Origin of the sequence: Staphylococcus arlettae, assembly GCF_025560845.1 — a bacterium.
In the GTDB taxonomy this organism is placed as follows: Bacteria; Bacillota; Bacilli; order Staphylococcales; family Staphylococcaceae; genus Staphylococcus; species Staphylococcus arlettae.
This window is the reverse complement of sequence record NZ_CP094803.1, coordinates 1,190,343-1,209,770: the sequence shown is the minus strand read 5'-3', so window position 1 is coordinate 1,209,770 and position 19,428 is coordinate 1,190,343. Positions and strand designations below refer to the sequence as shown.

Below are 19,428 nucleotides of genomic sequence, written 5' to 3'. Positions count from 1 at the left end.
TAATTAAATTATAACACATCTAATTTGTGAGTTAAGTATGTTGCGCCTTTAAATTAGAAGAATTATAAAGTAAATTCAAATATTTGTCATAATTACTGCCCTAACGGCCATTATTTCATAATTTTAAGTATCTTTTAATAATGATTATAAATAAGAAGCAATAGTATTCCAAATAATTTTTTGCTTATTATTTTTCACTGCTGAATAGCTTATTATTTGATCTTCGGGTTCCATCTCTAATTTTTGTTGAATGTTATCTAAATGCTTTTGTACTTTGCCTTTGGCAATTTTGTCTTCTTTCGTAGCAATTACCAACGTTGGCAACTCGTAATATTTTAAAAAGTTATACATTAAAATATCATCTTCAGTAGGATTGTGTCGTAAATCAACAAGTTGAATTACCAGTTTCAAACTATCACGTTCAGTTATATATTGTTCTATCATTTTACCAAAAGCTTCACGTTGCTTTTTACTTACTTTAGCATAACCATACCCTGGTACATCTACAAAAACCAATTGATTATCAATATTATAAAAGTTGAGTGTTTGTGTTTTACCAGGTTGTTGTGATGTGCGTGCCATATTTTTGCGACCAATCATACTGTTAATAAATGATGATTTTCCAACATTAGAGCGTCCACTTAATGCTACTTCACTTAGTCCTGTTTCAGGATATTGCTCTGATTTTACTGCACTAATCAGTATTTCTATTTCATTTGGATTAATATTCATAATTGACCCACTTTCATCTAATTTAACCATTTAATTATAGTATAGAACATCTCAGAATGCGATGGCTTATCACAATTAATCATAACATGTTCACAAAATAAAAAAGAAGTGAGACAGGAATCAAATAAAAATCATTTGATTTCCTATTCTCACTTCTATATAACATCATCATTAGACTATATAGCGCTTATGCTGATGTTTGTTCATTATTAATTAAATTGCCTTCTTTGTCGTACAATTCAGGCTCTTTTTCTTCATTGATAGTCTCTTCAGTAATTTTAACCTTAACAACGCCGTCAGTAGATGGCACATCATACATGATGTCTATCAATGCTTCTTCAATAATAGAGCGTAAACCACGAGCACCTGTTTTACGTTCTATAGCTTTGTTACTAATCGCAGCTAATGCTTCGTCGGTAAATTCTAACTCAACATCATCCAATTCAAGCATTTTAACATATTGTTTTACTAATGCATTTTTTGGTTGAGTTAAGATATTTTTCAACGCTTCAACATCTAATGTTTCTAAGTTAGCTACAATTGGGACACGACCAATGAATTCTGGAATTAAACCATAAGCTTGTAAATCTTCTGGTCTAATTTGTTCAAGAATTGCATCTTCATCATATTTAGAAGCTTCACTACTTGCAAAGCCAATAACCTTTTCACCTAATCTACGTTTAATAACTTCATCAATACCATCGAATGCACCACCAAGTACAAACAAAATATTAGAAGTATCAATTTGGATTAATTCTTGGTTTGGATGTTTACGGCCACCTTGTGGCGGAACACTAGCAGTAGTACCTTCAAGTATTTTCAACAATGCTTGTTGAACGCCTTCACCTGACACATCTCTTGTAATCGATGTATTTTCTGATTTACGCGCGATTTTATCGATTTCATCGACATAGATAATTCCTTTTTCAGCTTTATCAATATCGAAATCTGCTGCTTGGATTAAACGTAATAAGATGTTTTCTACATCATCACCAACATACCCTGCTTCTGTTAAACTTGTTGCATCTGCAATCGCAAAAGGTACATTTAATGTTTTTGCTAAAGTTTGTGCTAATAGTGTTTTACCACTACCTGTAGGTCCGATTAAAGCAACATTACTTTTTTGTAACTCTACTTCATCTTCGTTAGGACCTAACTGTTGGATACGTTTATAGTGATTATATACAGCCACCGCTAATGATTTTTTAGCTTTTTCTTGACCAATTACATAATCATTTAATTGATCCATAATTTCTTTTGGAGTTGGTAATTCAGTTAAACCTTCTGGTTCAGCTTGAGCTAATTCTTCTTGAACTATTTCTGAACATAATTCAATACACTCATTACAAATATATACGCCACTTCCTGCAACTAATTTCTTCACTTGATCTTGATCTTTGCCACAGAAAGAACATTTTAAATTTTCTTCATCTTCATTGAACTTGAACATTCTGTTTACACCCCTATTCCCTAAAGACTATACTAGATAGCATTTTAATATGCAAACAGTTAAAACTACAAGTTATTTGCACATAATAGTGAAGCAGATACATCATAATTAATGCATCTGCTACTCAACAATTTTGTATTATACAGCTTTACATATTATACAACTAATAATCTGCTCAACTTATTAAACTTGTATTATGCTTCTTCGTCTTCTTTAGTTGGTTCTACTAATTTAGCTTCGTCAACTAGTAAGTCAATAACTTTTTGGATACGTACATCATTTTTCACGATATCTGTATTGCCAAGTGTTTGTTTAATATCTTCAACTGAAATATTAAATTGTTCACTCATTTTTTCTAATTCTTTATCGATATCTTCATCTGAAACTTCTACATTTTCAGCTTCAGCGATAGCAGTAAGTGTTAAGTTTGTTTTAACACGTTCTTCAGCATCGTCTTTCATTTGTTCTCTTAATTGAGTTTCGTCTTGGCCAGAAATTTGGAAGTAAGTTTCAAGATTTAGACCTTGTTGTTGCATACGTTGACCGAATTCTTGAACCATACGATCTAGCTCTGTATTAACCATAGCTTCTGGAATATCTACTGTTGTATTATTCGCAGCTTTGTTAATTGCTTCTTCTTTTTGAGCATTTTCAGCATCAGTTTCTTTTTGTTCAGCTAAACGTTTACGAGTGTTTTCTTTGTATTCTGCAACTGTGTTAGCTTCTGAGTCTAATTCATTTGCAATTTCATCAGTTAATTCTGGAACTTCTTTGTATTTCACTTCGTTAACTTTAGTTTTGAAAGTTGCTTCTTTACCAGCTAACTCTTCAGCATGATATTCTTCTGGGAATGTAACGGTAACGTCTTTTTCTTCTCCAGCTTTCACACCAACTAATTGTTCTTCAAATCCTGGAATAAACATTCCTGAACCAATTTCTAAGTCATAGCCGTCAGCTTGGCCACCTTCGAATTGCTCACCATCAACATAACCATCAAAATCGATGTTTACAGTATCGCCATTTTCAATAGCTGCATCTTCTTTAACAACCATTTCTGATAAATGACCTAATTGATGGTCAATTGATTCTTGAATTTCTTCTTCAGTTAATTCAGTAGATTGTTTTTCAATTTCTAGACCTTTATAGTCTCCTAATTGAACTTCTGGTTCTACAACAACTGTTGCATCGAATTTGAAGTCGCTACCTTTTTCAATTTGTGTTACATCAATTTCAGGTTGATCTACTGGTTTAATACCAGTTTCGTCAATTGCTTCACCGTATGCTTCTGGTAATAAAATATCAGCTGCATCTTGATATAAAGCTTCTACGCCAAAACGTTGTTCAAAAATTTGACGAGGTACTTTTCCTTTACGGAAACCAGGTACGTTGATTTGTTTTACTACCTTTTTAAAAGCTTGATCTAAAGCTTTGTCTAATTTTTCTGCTGGAACGGTAACTGATAATACACCTTCGTTACCTTCTTTTTTTTCCCAAGTTGCTGTCATGTATAAAAACCTCCATGATTATCCTATTTTATTTTTTCAACTACATTAGTATATCACACGTGTTGTGCCTACACAAATGTTGAACTTCGTTCTTTGCATTTTATTTTAATTATATAATTTAGCATAAATATGTTAACGGTTATTGTCTACCCGAATTCTATTAAATTACTCTAGTTGATCTAACCGTTGAATAAATTCACTTACCTCATCTATTGATTGCGGTTGTACAATACCTAACATGGATTTAAAGTAGTTTTCATATGCCTTAATCCACTGTGGAACAGAACCAATTGTTTGGATGTCAATTGGGTAGAGTAATATTGCATGATTATTCATAACATGTAATGCCTCTTCAAGTAATTGTGTACCTTCATCATCTAAACACTTTACAACTTCAGGTATTACTTGTTGTTTCATGGTTGTGTGTTCTAAGCCTGGTAAGTCTTTAGGAACTAGTGATAAATTTTGATTGAATTTGCTAATATGCACTACTTCTTCATATTGTGCAAAACGTAAATATTCTAACATTATAGAAATAACATTATTCCGAATATCAGTGTTGTTCAATAAACTGGCTACTGTATCTTTATAACAATATTGACTATTGTCTATCAATGTTAAAATAGTGTTAATTTGGTCACGTATCTCTAAAGTATCAAATTGTTGTAATTGTGAAGCTACTTGCGCATTATGTTGCTCTAATTGGCTTAGTGCATAAGACTTGAGAGGTAATAATTCCATGCGTGTTTTATGATTTTGTACTTCATCTATGATTTGGTCAATGACCTCGATGGCTTCAAAATATTGACCTAAGCCATTTAAACTTTCCACATAATATATGACTAATTCATCATAATTCGTAAAACCTTGCTTTAATAATATAATTGCTTCTTCTCTTAATTCTAAAAAATGATTCATACGATATAACATTGAACACTTCAATAATGACAATGTTTCGTCTAATTCAAAATGCTCCTCATAATTATCAAACAAAGAATACATTTCCTCTAAATCATCTTGATTATAAGCTATTTTAATATCACGAATTAATTTATCTTTTGACCGAGGAAAAGGAATGATATCAGACATGTAATCCACCTCTACTGTAATGCTTCTAAAATCAATGCACTCCAAGTTTCAAAATCATCATAATTTTCAATACTACCTTGTTCTACCCACTTGATTTTTAATGTATCCGTCTCCTTAACTTCAACATCTTTTGAATCTACGGTTATTTTAAACACGACTCCTAAATGAACTTCTCCCACTTCATTTGTATCGTCATTAATAAAACCTATGTATTGTAAATTTTGTGTTTTTTGTTCAGATAAACCAATTTCTTCTTCTAACTCACGTTGTGCATTGATACGTAAAACTTCATTTATTGATGCAGCTCCTACGATATCATTCATATGACCACCGACACCTATAGAAGATTGTCCATGCAACCGTGATTCGCCTCCACCGCTCAAGCGATCATAAACCAAAATTTGACCCTCTTCATTTTGCAACAAACAATACGATATTAACTGTTTGTACGTTGGATCTTCTTCCATATCTCTACGACGTTTCACTTCATATTGTGACAATGTCTCAAAAATTTCTGAGCCTTTTTGACCATTGTTAGACAGAAAACCATTAAATTGATTTTTTTCATTATTAAATAATATAGTTCTTGGTACTACTGTAATCATTTCATCAAACTTTGACATGATAATCTCCTTCAGATACGACTTCACAGTTATTTTATCAAAACTCTGATACATCTCAAAATAAAAAAGAGATGCAGTCATACCACATCTCTTTTTTAGTAAATATTATTTTAAAGCTTCTTTTGCTTTAGCAACTAATTCACCGAAAGCTTTATCGTCTGAAATTGCGATTTCAGATAACATTTTACGGTTCACGTCGATTTCAGCTTTTTTCAAGCCGTTCATTAATTTTGAATAACTAATGTCGTGTTGACGTGCAGCAGCGTTAATACGTGTAATCCATAATTTACGGAAATCACGTTTTCTTTGACGACGGTCACGGAATGCATATTGTCCTGATTTCATTACTTGTTGTTTAGCTACTTTGTATAACGTACGTTTTGAACCAAAGTAACCTTTTGCTAATTTGATCGTCTTTTTACGACGAGCTCTTGTTACTGTTCCACCTTTTACTCGTGGCATAATAAATTCCTCCTCAAAATTGTGTTAGATCTTTTTAATGTCAAATTTCACTCTAAAATCGCTCGATTATTTTTTATACGCTAATAATTGTTTTACACGTTTCATATCTGATTTGTGTACTAATCTAGCTTTACGTAATTGGCGTTTTTGTTTTGTATTTTTGTTTGCAAATAAGTGAGATGTGAAAGCTCTTGAACGTTTTAATTGACCTGAACCAGTTCTTTTAACACGTTTAGCAGCTCCACGGTGTGTTTTCATTTTAGGCATGATACAATTCCTCCTGTGTTTTCAAAAATTATTTTTCAGCAATTGGCGTTAACATGATAAACATTTGACGCCCTTCCATTTTAGGTCTTTGCTCAACAGTAGCAATATCTTTACATTCTTCTGCAAATTTTTCTAATTGACGTTGACCAATTTCTTTATGCGTAATTGCACGACCTCTAAAACGAATAGAAACTTTACATTTGTCGCCTTTTGATAAGAACTTACGACCATTCTTTAATTTAGTTTGAAAGTCATGTTCTTCAATAGTTGGGCTTAAACGAATTTCTTTTACATTAATCGTTTTTTGTTTCTTTTTCATTTCTTTTTCTTTTTTCTGTTGTTCGAATTTATACTTTCCGTAATCCATAATTCTTGCAACAGGTGGTTTAGCGTTAGGAGCAACTACGACTACATCTAAACCAACTCTATCAGCCATTTCAAGTGCTTCATTTTTGGCTTTAACACCAATTTGTTCACCATCTTGACCGATTAATCGTAATTCTTTTGCGCGAATCTTTTCATTAACTTGAGTCTGATCTTTAGCTATGGTTGACACCTCCAAGATTTTTACGAAATTATCCCAAGCAAAAACAGAGCGAGTATACAAGATACCCGCTCTGCTTCACACATGTCTTTGCATGTATTATTGACCTGCCAACAGCTTATTGCGTCGCTACAGGTGAGAAGCGGGAGCTTCTTCTTGGTACGTTTCGTATTCAACGTTACTAATAATACCAGTAACCACGACAATAGTCAATAGTTTTTATTATTTATTTTCAGTTGATTTCATATCAACATCTTGATTTAAGTTTACTTTATCTAATGGAATCATTTTTGTTTTATAGCGTAATTTGTGATAAATAAAGAATGCTAAAAATACTGGAATACCCATGTATGTGATGACAAAACGATTTAAATTAAAATCACCTGTTTTAATGAAATCAACATCCTGTCCAACAATAACAAGCACACATAAAACACCTGCGAATATTGGCCCAAATGGGAAGAGTTTCGCTTTATATTTTAATTTAGATTTATCATAATTTTGTTTATCAAACGCTTTTCTAAAGCGATAATGACTGACTGCTATTCCAACCCAAGCTATAAATCCAGTCATACCACTCGCTGCCACGATATATTCATAAGCATCGCCACTAATATGTTGTAATAAGAAGATAGCAATAACTATAAGTGCTGTTACTAACAATGACATGTATGGCACACCATATTTATTTGTTTTGCCAAAAATAGGAAATGCTAGCTTATCTTTACTCATAGAATATAACATACGTGTTGAAGCGTACATACCGGAATTACCGGCAGATAATACAGATGTTAATATAACTGCATTCATAAATGATGCCGCAAATGCTAACCCTGCATTTTGGAATACAAGTGTAAACGGAGAAGTCGCAACACTAGTATCGCCACCCATTAATGCATCACTGTTGTATGGAATCAACATTCCAATTACAAAAATAGCTAAAATGTAAAACAATAAAATTCTCCAAAAGACTTGTTTAATCGCTTTTGGTACTGCACGTTCAGGATTTTCTGATTCACCTGCTGTTATCCCAATTAATTCTGTTCCTTGGAATGAGAATCCAGCAACTAAAAACACACCTAAAATGGTCAACAAGCTACCGCTGAAACCATCACCTAAAATTGGTCCTTCTCCAGCTGTGAATGTTTCGAATCCTACAAATTTGCCGCCCATAATACCAACTATTGTTAACAGTCCTATGACAATAAAAATAATTACAGTTACTACTTTTATTAAAGCAAACCAATATTCACTTTCACCATATACTCTAACAGATAATGCATTAAGTCCAAAAATTATAATTAGGAATAGACAACTCCATCCCCATGCTGGCAGCCCTTGTAATGGTGACCAATATTGAACAACTTGTGCCGCGATTGTCACATCTGCTGCAACGGTAATAACCCAGTTAAACCAATAATTCCAACCTAATGCAAATCCTAAAGATGGATCTACAAAGCGAGTAGCATAGGTACTAAATGAACCTGACACTGGTAAATATGTAGCCATCTCTCCCAATGATGTCATTAAGAAGAACACCATTGCACCGATAATTGCAAATGCTAATAACGCTCCAAGTGCACCAGCATCATGAATTGCACCACCAGAAGTCATAAACAATCCAGTACCGATACAACCACCGATTGCAATCATTGAAATATGACGATCTTTAAGTCCTCTTTGTACACCGCCATTTTGATTCGTATTATTTCCCATATAAGCTTCCTTTCTGAAATGCTTAGAGGTTTACACTGATATGACTTTATAATTACTCCTTCATTACATCTAAGCTTCCTTTCTGAAATGCTTAGAGGTTTACACTGATATGACTTTATAATTACTCCTTCATTACATCCAGTTCATTCCCCATTGTAACTGTTGAATCATGTAATATAAAAAGGTTACATACCCATTTGATATGCAACCTTTTTTATCATATATATAGGTAGCACTTCACATGTGTGACAGTCCAGTTCCTTTCGATAACTGGCCCAATAAATAATACTAATGGTTATTATTTATTTCGGCATTTTTACCTTTCACTTGCTCAACAATTGTTCCATCAAACACTTGAACAGTTACTAATTAAAAACGCAACCTCTAACTCAATTTTTTTATTCATTTATTTCACTAACACTCAATATACATGATTTCTCATACTGTTTCAATACTATCTTGCTTTTTTAAGTCTGATTTCATCAATTAAGCTCCAAATGAAGTCATCACGTTCAATAGTTTCTTGATCTTGTGATCCGTATTTACGTACATTCACTTCGTTGTTCTCTACTTCTTTGTCTCCAACTACGAGTTGATATGGAATTTTTTGCATTTGTGCTTCTCTAATTTTGTAACCCATTTTTTCATTTCGATCATCAATCTCTACTCTTACACCTTGTGATTTTAGCTCATCTTGTAAGCTTCGTGCATAATCATAATGTAAGTCTACATTGACTGGAATGATTTCAACTTGCTTAGGTGCTAACCATGTTGGGAATGCGCCTTTTGTTTCTTCAGTTAGGAAAGCAACAAAGCGTTCCATTGTTGATACTACACCTCTATGAATAACTACTGGTCTATGTTGTTCACCGTCATTACCAATATATGTTAAATCAAATTTTTGTGGTAGTAAGAAGTCTAATTGTGCAGTTGATAGAGTTTCTTCTTTGCCCATTGCAGTTTGAACTTGAACGTCTAATTTAGGACCGTAGAATGCAGCTTCACCTATAGCTTCAACATAATCTAATCCTAATTCATCCACCGCTTCTTTCAACATATTTTCCGCAGTATTCCACATTTCATCATCGTCAAAATACTTTTCTTTATCGGCTGGATCTCTATAGCTTAATCTAAAGTTATAATTTTCAAAGCCGAAATCTTCATAAACTTCCATAATTAAATTTACTACTCGTTTAAATTCTTCTTTGATTTGGTCAGGTCTCACAAAGATATGTGCATCATTTAAAGTCATACCACGCACACGTTGTAAACCTGAAACCGCACCACTAGATTCATAACGATGCATTGTACCTAATTCTGCAATACGTATAGGTAATTCACGATAAGAATGCGGTTTGTTGGCATAAATCATCATATGGTGTGGACAGTTCATTGGTCTTAAAACCATTTCTTCTTGCTCATCTAATTTCATCGTTGGGAACATATCTTCTTGATAGTGGTCCCAGTGGCCAGATGTTTTATATAAGTCAACATTCGCCATCACTGGTGTATAGACATGGTCATAACCCATACTTACTTCTTTGTCGACAATATAACGTTCAATTTCACGACGAATAGTTGCGCCATTTGGTAACCATAATGGTAAACCAGCACCTACTAATGGATTGTTTGAGAAAAGTTCTAAATCCTTACCAATTCGACGATGGTCACGTTCTTTACGCTCTTCTAGCATTTGTAAATGTGCTTTTAAATCTTTTTTATCGAAAAAGGCTGTACCATAAATACGTTGCAACATTTTGTTGTTGCTGTCACCACGCCAATACGCACCAGCAGTTGATAGCAATTTGAATTCTTTAATTTTTGCTGTTGATGGTACATGTACACCACGACATAAATCAGTAAATTCACCTTGACTATATAATGTTACTGATTCATCTTCTGGAATCGCATCAATTAATTCTAGTTTATATGGATCATCTGCGAAAAACGTTTGAGCTTCTTGGCGTGAAACGACTTTACGTTCAATCGGGAAGTTTTCATTAACAATTTGTTTCATTGTTTTTTCAATTTGTTCGAAGTCATCCGAAGATATAGATTGTTCCATATCAAAATCGTAATAGAATCCACCATCTATTACAGGACCTACACCAAATTTCACATCTCCGTATAGTCGTTTAAGTGCTTGTGCCATTAAGTGAGCTGTTGAATGGCGTAGCACTTCTAACGCTTCTTCACTACCAGGTGTCACTATTTCAATGTCACCATCAGTTTCTAACGGACGCGTTAAATCCACTAATGTATTATTGAATTTACCCGCTACAGCTTTTTTTCTAAGTCCTGGACTAATTGATTGTGCGATGTCTTCAGTTGTTGTTCCTTTATCAAACGCTTTATTATTACCATCTGGAAATTGAATATTTATTTGATCCATGTTTATTTACCCTCCATTAAAAATTCAAGTTCTTAATCAAAATAAAACAATAGAAAAAGACCCCATCCCAATAAGGGACGAGGTCTTCGTGGTACCACCCTAATTCAACATATATGTCTGACAACAATATGTTAACTCTACATAAGATAACGGTCTTGAGCCGAGTGTTCATTACAAACACTATCTAGGAGGGAGTAATAACTAAATATAATAGTCATATTCTCATCAACTAATGACTTGCTGTATATTAGTGATTTAATTATCATGTCCTCATTTTGTATTATTTTGATTTAGATTTACTTACATTATACAACATTTACTGTAAATTTCAAACATCTCTATAATTCTCGCCATCTAAATAGTAAGGTGTAGCTAATGTCTTAATTCGCTCCATGATACGAGCAGCTTTTGTAAGTTCTGTACCATCACGGGTCACTGATAAATGATGTTGTAATTCTTTGAAGTTATAGTTAGAACTAAAGAACGTTGGTAACTCTTGGACCATACGATAATGTAAAATCGGTCCAATAATTTCATCACGTACCCACGGTGTAATTTCTTCAGCACCTATGTCGTCTAACATTAAAATATTAGCTTCTCGCACTTTAGCTAGCTTTGTTTCAAATGTGCCATCTTTAAAACCACTTTTCAGAGTGCGAATAAATTCAGGCAAATAAATAATAGTTGATGGTATTTTTTTCGTTTTAAGTTGGTTGGCAATTGCCCCCAAAATAAATGATTTACCTGTCCCAAATTCACCATGTAAATACATGCCCTTGATATTAGCATCTTGATTTGCAATCGCGTTACAAATATCATCTGCTGCACGTGCGACTTCTAATCGTTTACCTTTTAAATAAATATCTTTTAATTTTGCATTTAATGTATCACGTTGCATATGATGTGAAGTAATTAACTGAGCGTTGTATTTTTCTTCGTCATGTTTAACTTTACAAGGACAAGGCAAATAACGAATTTTAATATGTTGATTGTCTATATACAATTCTGGAACGTGACCTTTAACGAAGTTCGGGCAGTCGTTAAAACTATGACCATCATAGTGCTTTTGTTGGTCCTTATATTCTTGTAGCACATTTAAATCCTCATCAATCATCGCATTGGTTAATTCAGCCTGATGTTGTTCTAAAAATTGTTTAACATCATGATCATTTACTACATCATGTTTAATTTTTGCAATACGTTTAAACAACTGATTAGAGTCACCCATTATTTGATCGAAACGTTTCATTCGTCATCTTCCCCCCATCTCTCTTTTAAATGTTGTAAGAAAGCAGCTCTTTCTTGATCTTCCTCTTCATTATTATCATTATCTACCTTTTTATTATTATCATCACTTTCAGTCGATGCTTGTTGTTCTCGCTCCAACAACCATTTTGGAGTCATTTCTTTAGAAGCTAATTGGTGCTTTTTGTATCGTGATTGTGATGAGGCAACGCGTGTCTCTGGTTTAGGTTGATTTACTTTTAGTGCATGTTGATATGCTTGTTCTGCAGTACTAATTCCTAATTTTTTCCAATTTGAAGCTATCTCCAATATATATGCTTTAGGTAATTTCATATCTTCTTTTAACATAACAAATTGTAATAAGATGTTAATTACTCCAAATGACATTTTTTCTCGTTCTACCAACTCTTCCACCATTACTTTTTGTTGTGTAGTTGGTTCAGAACTAGACCAAGATGCTAACATTTCTATTGGACTCGTATTTTCTAATTGTTGTAACCAATTTTTATCATCATCATTTTGTTCTGCTGATGGTTTCGGCGCTGTAATTTGATCTTTTTGTTGTAGCGAAGGTAAATGTTGTTCATGTTCCATTAAATAATACGTGCGCGCATATTTTCTTATATCTTCGAATGATAACTGTTGTGCACTTGTAATTGACTTTAAGATAATACGTTTCATAGCTTCAGGTGTTAAACCATATAATGTAGCTAATTGAATAATTAAATGTTTAGCTTCTTGAGTTATTATTTCTTCGCTAATGAAATGTGTTTGAAGAAGGTCGTACAACGTTTCAAAATCAAAATTCACTGCCGATAAATCCAGACCTTTATATGTAGATTCTTGTGGCATTTGACTTACATCTTCTACTAAATTACCTTTAGGCAATTTGAACACATCAGTATACTTGCGTGTGATTTCTTGGAATTCAGTTAAATCTATAGCAGTAGATGTTTCAAAATCTGATTTTAGTTGATGGTAACGTTGCTTACTGACTTCATTATACAAAAAGATAGATAACATTGGATCACTGAAAAATTGACGGGCAGTAGGTGGTTGCACTAATTTATAAACAAATGATGAAGTGTTATCTTCATGTTTTACAAAGCTTTTTACTAAACCAATGCCCTCTAAAATATCCATTTGTTGTCTAAACTCTTTTAAATTAATTTTCAATTCACTCATAATAATGTAATGTGTGTTTACTTGATTAGATGTTGACTCAACAAATTGGTTTAAATAATGCAAAAGCCCAATTGCACTTGAGCCAACTAATGGCGTAAATAAACGATTTAAAATAGCTAAATTATGGTTTGTTAGCTGAAAGTCTCGTTTAACTTGAAAATCATCTTGTGGTCTCAGCCCAAATTTAGCAGATTGTAACCCCATTTATGAATCACTCCGTTTATTTTCAGATAAGATACCTTGCATAGATTGCAATAATTGATCGACATCTTTAAACTCTTTATATACTGATGCAAATCTAACATAGGAAACTTGATCTACATGCATCAATAAATTCATCACATATTCACCGATTTCTCTCGACGAAACTTCAGCTTGTCCTATATCACGTAATTGCCATTCAACACTATTTGTTATCTCTTCTAATTGTTCGTATCGCACTGGTCTTTTTTCGCACGACCGTACTAAACCATTTAAAATTTTTTCACGTAGAAACTGTTCACGTGTGCCATCTTTTTTCACCACTATAAGTGGACGTTTTTCTATATGTTCAAATGTGGTATATCTTGTACCACATTGTTCACATTCTCTTCTTCGGCGAATCGCATTTACTTCATCCGCATGTCTAGAATCAACAACACGGGAATGCGTCGCGCTACATTTCGGACATTTCATGGTACTTTCACCCTCTTTTGTAGATTACGCCTTATTATACTATAAAATAATATGATACAAAAGAATCCTTATTATTATCTAGTTTATACTAGCAAATAAAAATAAATGCCAATCCCTTCTGGGTTTGGCATTTATTTTTATCTTTATCTAATATTTACGAATTAACTTGAAACTACCTTCGAATTTTCTTTCAATGATTCACCAATTTGAGCTGCTATTTCAACGACACGATTTGAATAACCCCACTCATTGTCGTACCAAGCAATCACCTTAACTTTTTTATCACCCATTACTAAAGTGCTTTGAGTATCGATAACAGCTGAATGTGGATTTGTATTAAAATCAACTGACACTAATGGTGCATCTTCTGTAGCTAATACACCTTGCAAGTCGTTTTCTTTAAATGCTTGATTTATGTCATCTACTGTAACATCAGTTTCTAAATCAACGACCAAATCTACTAACGATACATTTTTAGTTGGTACTCTTAAAGCCATACCATGCAATTTACCATCTAATTCTGGCATTACTTCTTTTAATGCTTTGGCAGCGCCAGTTGATGTAGGTATTATGCTTTCATTACAGGAACGTGCTCTTCTTAAATCTTTATGTGGGTTATCAATATTATTTTGATCATTAGTAATTGCATGTACAGTTGTCATTAGACCATTTACAATACCAAATTTATCATTAAGTACTTTCGCCACAGGGCCAATGCAATTCGTTGTACAAGAAGCATTACTGAAAATATCATATTGTTCAATATCAAGATCGTTATTATTCACGCCTTTAACGATCATTTGAACATCTCCACCTTTTGATGGACCTGTCAATAACACCTTTTTAGCCCCAGCAGTTAAATGTGCACTTGCTTTATCACCGTGATTAAATTTACCAGTAGCTTCAATAACAATATCGATATCTAACAACTTCCATGGTAGATTTTCAGGATTACGGTCAGCAAGTAATTTAATTTCATGCTCATCTACTTTAATGCCGTGATCCGTTGGTTCTACTTTTAAATCATATGTACCATGAGTTGTATCATAATTAATTAAATGCGCTATTGTTTCAGGTGGATAGCTCGCATTAATTGCTACCACATTTAAATTTTTATTTTTCAAAGCAATTCTTAAGGCCATTCGACCTATTCTGCCCATTCCATTAATTGCAATATTCGTTGTCATAAGAAGCACTCCTCACTTATGTGTTATACTTTATGAGATTAGTATAACATAAACATCGCTAATTGAAAGCGTTTTCTAAACAAAAAATAAAAAATCACTACAGAAATAACATTTTCCCATAGTGATTTTTTAATTTATGACTCACTGCTATCTAAATAACCTTCTTCAATTAATAACTGCTCTAAATTTTGTTTAAGTTCGAGCTTAGAATCTCGATTATCTATGACCTGATCAGCCATACGTCGTTTTTTATCAATGGAAATTTGACTTAGCACACGTGCTTTAGCATCTTCTAGTGACATATCATTTCTTTCCATTAATCGATCTATTTGGATACTTTCTGATGTATAAACTAACCATACTTCATCAACAGTTTCTTGTAAGTCATTTTCATAAAGTAAAGGAATATCCATAATGACATTGTACCCTTCTGCTAAAAATTGATCTTTTTCTTCATCCATAATTGTTCTAACAATAGGATGTACAATTTCGTTGAGTTCCAATCTTTTTTCAGGGTAATTAAACACAATATCGCCAACATACTGTCTATCCATTTCCCCGTTCTCAGCAATAGCCTCATCACCAAATGCTGCTTTAACTTGGGCTAAACCTTCACTACCTTTAGCAACAGCTTTTCGAGAGGCAACATCTGCATCAACGATTTTAAAACCATGGATTTCTAATAATTCAGCTACAGTTGATTTTCCGGTTGCAATCCCACCTGTTAGTCCTATAACTTTCGGCATCTTTCTCACGCTTCCTTTATTTTTGACATGTTGGACAGAAATGACTATTTCTCGTCGCAATAACTTGGGTAGCAATCATCGAATTACACACCTTACATGTCTTTTGTTTATATACATTTAAATGTAGTTGCATTGTACCAGTATTACCATCAGCATGACGATAATCTGAAATGCTTGTTCCACCATTTTTAATACCCTCTTCAAGTACTTCTCGAACATATAAAAATAGCATTTCTCGTTCTTGATGATTTAAATCTTGAGTCTTTCTAGCTGGATGAATACCTGCACGAAATAGCGCTTCACAAGCATATATATTACCACAACCAGAGATGACACGGTGATCTAAAATCATTTGTTTAATAGGTTTATCATAATAACGTTTGTGATCAAAACACGCTAAATAATAATTTAACGCGTCATGATCAAAAGGCTCTGGCGCAATTTGTAAAAATGACGGGTACGCTTCGAAGGATGGAACATTACGTATTTCTCCAAATCGTCGAATATCCGAATAAACTAATTGTTTCCCATTACTCAATTCAAAGATTACGTGCCAATGCTTACGATAATTTTCGACTGGTATATCATCTACATGATTTACAATAAAGAATCCACCAGCCATACCTAAATGACTAATCAAAATACGCGTCGCGCCATCTTTTTCTAAATGAAATACAATGTATTTACTGCGTCGTTCGATAGCATCGATGACATAACCTTCCGTAAAGGTTTGGAACGTATCTAAAGCCATACCTTTAATAATTGTTTCACGCTGTTGCTTTTTACCTTCGATAACTTTAGATGAAAATATGACGCGGTTTATCTTTTCACCTACGACATAGGGTTGTATGCCACGTTTGACGTGTTCAACTTCTGGAAGTTCTGGCATATTATTCCTTCTTTCTATTTTGCATCATACCATGTATCACCGTAACTTGTTTCTACTAAAAGTGGTACATCAAGTGATAATGCATTATCCATAATATCTTCTATAAATTTACTAAATTCTTCTACTTCATCACGTGGTAGTTCAAATATTAATTCATCGTGAACTTGTAATAATAATGTTGCGTTAAATGTTTGATCTTGAATGGCTTGATCATAATTCACCATAGCTAATTTAATAATATCAGCTGCACTGCCTTGAATTGGTGTATTCATTGCCGTTCTTTCCGCAAAACTACGCAAGTTAAAGTTACGGCTAGTAATATCTGGAATGTAACGTCTACGATGCAATAGTGTTTCTACATATCCTTGAGCTTTAGCATCTTTTACTATATCTTGCATATATTGTTTAACTCCAGGAAAACTATCTAAATAATCATCTATAAATTGTTTTGCTTGTTTTCTAGTAATACCGAGACTTTGACTTAGACCGTAATCACTAATGCCGTACACAATACCAAAATTTACTGCTTTTGCTTGTCGGCGCATCAAACTATCAACTTCATCTGGTGAAACATCAAAAACTTTAACCGCTGTTGCAGTATGAATATCTTCATTATTTTTAAAAGCTTGAATCATACTATCATCTTGCGTGATATGCGCTAACACTCTTAATTCAATTTGTGAATAATCCGCAGACAAAATTACGTTATCTTTTGATGTAGGTCTAAACGCTTTTCTAATACGTCGCCCTTCTTCTAATCGTACTGGAATATTTTGTAAGTTTGGATCTACTGAGGACAAACGACCTGTTTGTGCTAATGTTTGATTGAATCTAGAGTGAATACGATTATCTTCGCTAATAACTTTTTGCAAGCCTTCAACATACGTCGATTGTAATTTAGATAACTGACGATACTCTAAAATATAATCTATGATAGGATGTTCACCTTGTAATTGTTCCAAGACATCAACAGCAGTTGAATAACCTGTTTTAGTTTTTTTAATGACAGGTAATTCTAATGTTTCAAATAACACAACTCCAAGTTGTTTAGGTGAGTTAATATTAAATGACTCTCCTGCCGCATCATGTATATTGGCAATAAATGTATCTAATTTCTGTTGTATTTCTATTTCCATTTCTTTTAATGCTTGTCCATCTGTGTATATACCTGTTTCTTCCATGTTACTTAAGATGCGTGCTAATGGTAATTCCATATCTTGTAATAACGCAACTTGATTAAATTCTTCTAATTGTGCTTGCATGTGTGACGTTGCTTGATAAACAGCATGTAAAATAGCTGCGACATAATCATTTAACGTTTCACTTTCTGGCACTTGGCGTTTTTTGCCTTTTCCATAAATCGATACACTTGATGGTACAAAGTGTTGATTGTAATGTGACACTACTGATTGAACATCATCTATCGCTCTTGATGGGTCAATAATATAAGATGCTAACATCGCATCGAACACAATGTTTTTAATATTTATGTCTAATCTATGGGCAGCAACGTATGTTTTTTTAGCATCGTAAACTATTTTTTTAGTTTCTTCATTTTCGAGCCATGCTACTAACTCACTGTGCTGACTTAGTGTTGTAGCATCTATCACAACATGATTTACGCCATCATACAAACCGAATTTCAAAATAGCATCTTTTAAATAATTGCTATCTTCCAATTCAAAATGAATTGTCGCCTCTGATAATTGAGAAAAATTAACTGCTGAAAAATCTGTCATTACCTCTAACTCTAATTGCTCTTCTTGGCTCTGACCGCTATCAACATCTAATTGTTCTAGTAATTGTTTAAATTCAAGTTTTTTAAACAATTCTATTTTTTCACTTTCATCTTGTTCTTGTGGCATAGCTGTATCATTCAGTGAGACTTCGAGAGGACTGTTACAATTTATCGTTGCCAGTTTCTTACTCATTAACGCATCGTCTTTACTTAGTTCCAGCTTTTCTTTTAACTTTTTACCAGAAACATCATCTATATGGTCATATAAGTTTTCGACAGTTGTAAATTGCGATAATAATTTTATCGCTGTTTTCTCACCTACACCTGCAACACCAGGAATATTATCTGATGTATCGCCCATTAAACCTTTCATATCAACAATTTGCTCAGGTGATAAACCATTATATTTCTCAGCTATAAATTCTGGAGTATAATGATCAACATCAGTTATCCCTTTTTTAGTATAATAAATTGTTACCTTATCTGTTGCCAATTGTGTTAAATCTCTATCACCAGTAACAATAATAGTTTCGAAATCTGCATCATTTGCTTCCTTACTCAACGTACCGATAATATCATCAGCTTCATAGTTGTCTAATTCATAACGTGTTATACCATATGCATCTAAAAGTTGTCTAACATAAGGAAATTGTTCACTTAATTCTGGTGGTGTTTTTTGTCTACCACCTTTATATTCTCCATAAGTTTCATGTCTGAAAGTTGTTTTACCTGCATCAAAAGCCACTAAAAAGTGTGTAGGTGCTTCATCTTTTATGATTTTCTCTAATAACATTGCAAAGCCATACACTGCATTTGTATGGATGCCAGCTTTATTTTGTAATAATGGTAATGCATAAAAAGCACGGAAGCTTAAACTATTACCATCTATTAAAATTAACTTTTTCACCATATTAACCTCCAGAACTGTTTTGATATACATTTTATCATACTCTTAATTGATACCGTACTGATTCGTTATATGA

Annotated in this window: 17 protein-coding genes, 1 riboswitch and 1 other annotated feature; all 17 genes read right to left on the bottom strand. The window is 33.3% G+C overall.

The window, feature by feature from the left end; translation table 11 throughout:
* Positions 1 to 144: 144 nt before the first annotated feature.
* The 17 genes from yihA to polA all read right to left on the bottom strand — a co-directional run bounded on the left by yihA (position 145) and on the right by polA (position 19,352).
* The gene (gene yihA / locus MUA37_RS05840; RefSeq protein ID WP_002510268.1) at positions 145 to 732 is read right to left on the bottom strand and encodes a ribosome biogenesis GTP-binding protein YihA/YsxC; all 588 of its coding nucleotides are present in this window, start codon (positions 730 to 732) and stop codon (positions 145 to 147) included.
* A 187-nt stretch (positions 733 to 919) separates the two neighbouring features.
* The gene (gene clpX / locus MUA37_RS05835; RefSeq protein WP_002510267.1) at positions 920 to 2,182 is read right to left on the bottom strand and encodes an ATP-dependent Clp protease ATP-binding subunit ClpX; all 1,263 of its coding nucleotides are present in this window, start codon (positions 2,180 to 2,182) and stop codon (positions 920 to 922) included.
* Between the two features lie 194 nt (positions 2,183 to 2,376).
* Complete coding sequence (tig, locus tag MUA37_RS05830) at positions 2,377 to 3,687, bottom strand: trigger factor (RefSeq protein WP_142019598.1); 1,311 nt, start codon at positions 3,685 to 3,687, stop codon at positions 2,377 to 2,379.
* A gap of 165 nt (positions 3,688 to 3,852) precedes the next feature.
* The gene (locus MUA37_RS05825) at positions 3,853 to 4,776 is read right to left on the bottom strand and encodes a hypothetical protein (RefSeq protein ID WP_142019597.1); all 924 of its coding nucleotides are present in this window, start codon (positions 4,774 to 4,776) and stop codon (positions 3,853 to 3,855) included.
* A gap of 11 nt (positions 4,777 to 4,787) precedes the next feature.
* Positions 4,788 to 5,399, bottom strand: a complete 612-nt coding sequence (locus MUA37_RS05820; RefSeq protein WP_262624892.1) for an NUDIX domain-containing protein — start codon at positions 5,397 to 5,399, stop codon at positions 4,788 to 4,790.
* Positions 5,400 to 5,504: 105 nt separating this feature from the next.
* Positions 5,505 to 5,861 (bottom strand): 50S ribosomal protein L20, encoded by a 357-nt coding sequence (gene rplT, locus MUA37_RS05815; RefSeq protein ID WP_002510263.1) that lies wholly within the window; start codon positions 5,859 to 5,861, stop codon positions 5,505 to 5,507.
* A gap of 66 nt (positions 5,862 to 5,927) precedes the next feature.
* Complete coding sequence (gene rpmI / locus MUA37_RS05810) at positions 5,928 to 6,128, bottom strand: 50S ribosomal protein L35 (RefSeq protein WP_002510262.1); 201 nt, start codon at positions 6,126 to 6,128, stop codon at positions 5,928 to 5,930.
* Positions 6,129 to 6,156: 28 nt separating this feature from the next.
* The gene (gene infC / locus MUA37_RS05805) at positions 6,157 to 6,684 is read right to left on the bottom strand and encodes a translation initiation factor IF-3 (protein ID WP_002510261.1); all 528 of its coding nucleotides are present in this window, start codon (positions 6,682 to 6,684) and stop codon (positions 6,157 to 6,159) included.
* A 25-nt stretch (positions 6,685 to 6,709) separates the two neighbouring features.
* Positions 6,710 to 6,836: a sequence feature (ribosomal protein L20 leader region), on the bottom strand.
* A gap of 58 nt (positions 6,837 to 6,894) precedes the next feature.
* Positions 6,895 to 8,388 carry an amino acid permease gene (locus MUA37_RS05800; RefSeq protein WP_112369240.1) on the bottom strand — a complete coding sequence of 498 codons (1,494 nt, stop codon included), beginning with the start codon at positions 8,386 to 8,388 and terminating at the stop codon, positions 6,895 to 6,897.
* A gap of 222 nt (positions 8,389 to 8,610) precedes the next feature.
* A riboswitch (Lysine riboswitch) is annotated at positions 8,611 to 8,783 on the bottom strand.
* Between the two features lie 59 nt (positions 8,784 to 8,842).
* Positions 8,843 to 10,780, bottom strand: coding sequence for a threonine--tRNA ligase (thrS, locus tag MUA37_RS05795; protein WP_103387825.1), 1,938 nt, complete (start codon positions 10,778 to 10,780; stop codon positions 8,843 to 8,845).
* Between the two features lie 328 nt (positions 10,781 to 11,108).
* Complete coding sequence (dnaI, locus tag MUA37_RS05790; RefSeq protein ID WP_002510258.1) at positions 11,109 to 12,029, bottom strand: primosomal protein DnaI; 921 nt, start codon at positions 12,027 to 12,029, stop codon at positions 11,109 to 11,111.
* A complete protein-coding gene (locus MUA37_RS05785; protein WP_002510257.1) occupies positions 12,026 to 13,414 on the bottom strand; it encodes a replicative helicase loading/DNA remodeling protein DnaB in 1,389 nt (462 codons plus the stop codon). Before MUA37_RS05785 ends, dnaI begins: the two co-directional genes overlap by 4 nt.
* A complete protein-coding gene (gene nrdR / locus MUA37_RS05780; protein ID WP_002510256.1) occupies positions 13,415 to 13,885 on the bottom strand; it encodes a transcriptional regulator NrdR in 471 nt (156 codons plus the stop codon).
* Between the two features lie 161 nt (positions 13,886 to 14,046).
* Positions 14,047 to 15,072, bottom strand: coding sequence for a type I glyceraldehyde-3-phosphate dehydrogenase (gap, locus tag MUA37_RS05775; protein ID WP_103387823.1), 1,026 nt, complete (start codon positions 15,070 to 15,072; stop codon positions 14,047 to 14,049).
* A 134-nt stretch (positions 15,073 to 15,206) separates the two neighbouring features.
* Positions 15,207 to 15,818 (bottom strand): dephospho-CoA kinase, encoded by a 612-nt coding sequence (coaE, locus tag MUA37_RS05770; RefSeq protein WP_142019593.1) that lies wholly within the window; start codon positions 15,816 to 15,818, stop codon positions 15,207 to 15,209.
* A gap of 16 nt (positions 15,819 to 15,834) precedes the next feature.
* Positions 15,835 to 16,707, bottom strand: a complete 873-nt coding sequence (gene mutM / locus MUA37_RS05765) for a bifunctional DNA-formamidopyrimidine glycosylase/DNA-(apurinic or apyrimidinic site) lyase (protein ID WP_002510253.1) — start codon at positions 16,705 to 16,707, stop codon at positions 15,835 to 15,837.
* Positions 16,708 to 16,721: 14 nt separating this feature from the next.
* On the bottom strand, positions 16,722 to 19,352 hold the full coding sequence (gene polA / locus MUA37_RS05760) for a DNA polymerase I (RefSeq protein ID WP_262624922.1): 2,631 nt from the start codon (positions 19,350 to 19,352) through the stop codon (positions 16,722 to 16,724).
* Between the last annotated feature and the right edge of the window lie 76 nt (positions 19,353 to 19,428).

Coding starts and splice junctions, on each gene's coding strand:
- yihA (WP_002510268.1), bottom strand. CDS start 732: ATGAATATTAATCCAAATGAAATAGAAATACTGATTAGTGCAGTAAAA.
- clpX (WP_002510267.1), bottom strand. CDS start 2,182: ATGTTCAAGTTCAATGAAGATGAAGAAAATTTAAAATGTTCTTTCTGT.
- tig (WP_142019598.1), bottom strand. CDS start 3,687: ATGACAGCAACTTGGGAAAAAAAAGAAGGTAACGAAGGTGTATTATCA.
- MUA37_RS05825 (WP_142019597.1), bottom strand. CDS start 4,776: ATGTCTGATATCATTCCTTTTCCTCGGTCAAAAGATAAATTAATTCGT.
- MUA37_RS05820 (WP_262624892.1), bottom strand. CDS start 5,399: ATGTCAAAGTTTGATGAAATGATTACAGTAGTACCAAGAACTATATTA.
- rplT (WP_002510263.1), bottom strand. CDS start 5,861: ATGCCACGAGTAAAAGGTGGAACAGTAACAAGAGCTCGTCGTAAAAAG.
- rpmI (WP_002510262.1), bottom strand. CDS start 6,128: ATGCCTAAAATGAAAACACACCGTGGAGCTGCTAAACGTGTTAAAAGA.
- MUA37_RS05800 (WP_112369240.1), bottom strand. CDS start 8,388: ATGGGAAATAATACGAATCAAAATGGCGGTGTACAAAGAGGACTTAAA.
- thrS (WP_103387825.1), bottom strand. CDS start 10,780: ATGGATCAAATAAATATTCAATTTCCAGATGGTAATAATAAAGCGTTT.
- dnaI (WP_002510258.1), bottom strand. CDS start 12,029: ATGAAACGTTTCGATCAAATAATGGGTGACTCTAATCAGTTGTTTAAA.
- MUA37_RS05785 (WP_002510257.1), bottom strand. CDS start 13,414: ATGGGGTTACAATCTGCTAAATTTGGGCTGAGACCACAAGATGATTTT.
- nrdR (WP_002510256.1), bottom strand. CDS start 13,885: ATGAAATGTCCGAAATGTAGCGCGACGCATTCCCGTGTTGTTGATTCT.
- gap (WP_103387823.1), bottom strand. CDS start 15,072: ATGACAACGAATATTGCAATTAATGGAATGGGCAGAATAGGTCGAATG.
- coaE (WP_142019593.1), bottom strand. CDS start 15,818: ATGCCGAAAGTTATAGGACTAACAGGTGGGATTGCAACCGGAAAATCA.
- mutM (WP_002510253.1), bottom strand. CDS start 16,707: ATGCCAGAACTTCCAGAAGTTGAACACGTCAAACGTGGCATACAACCC.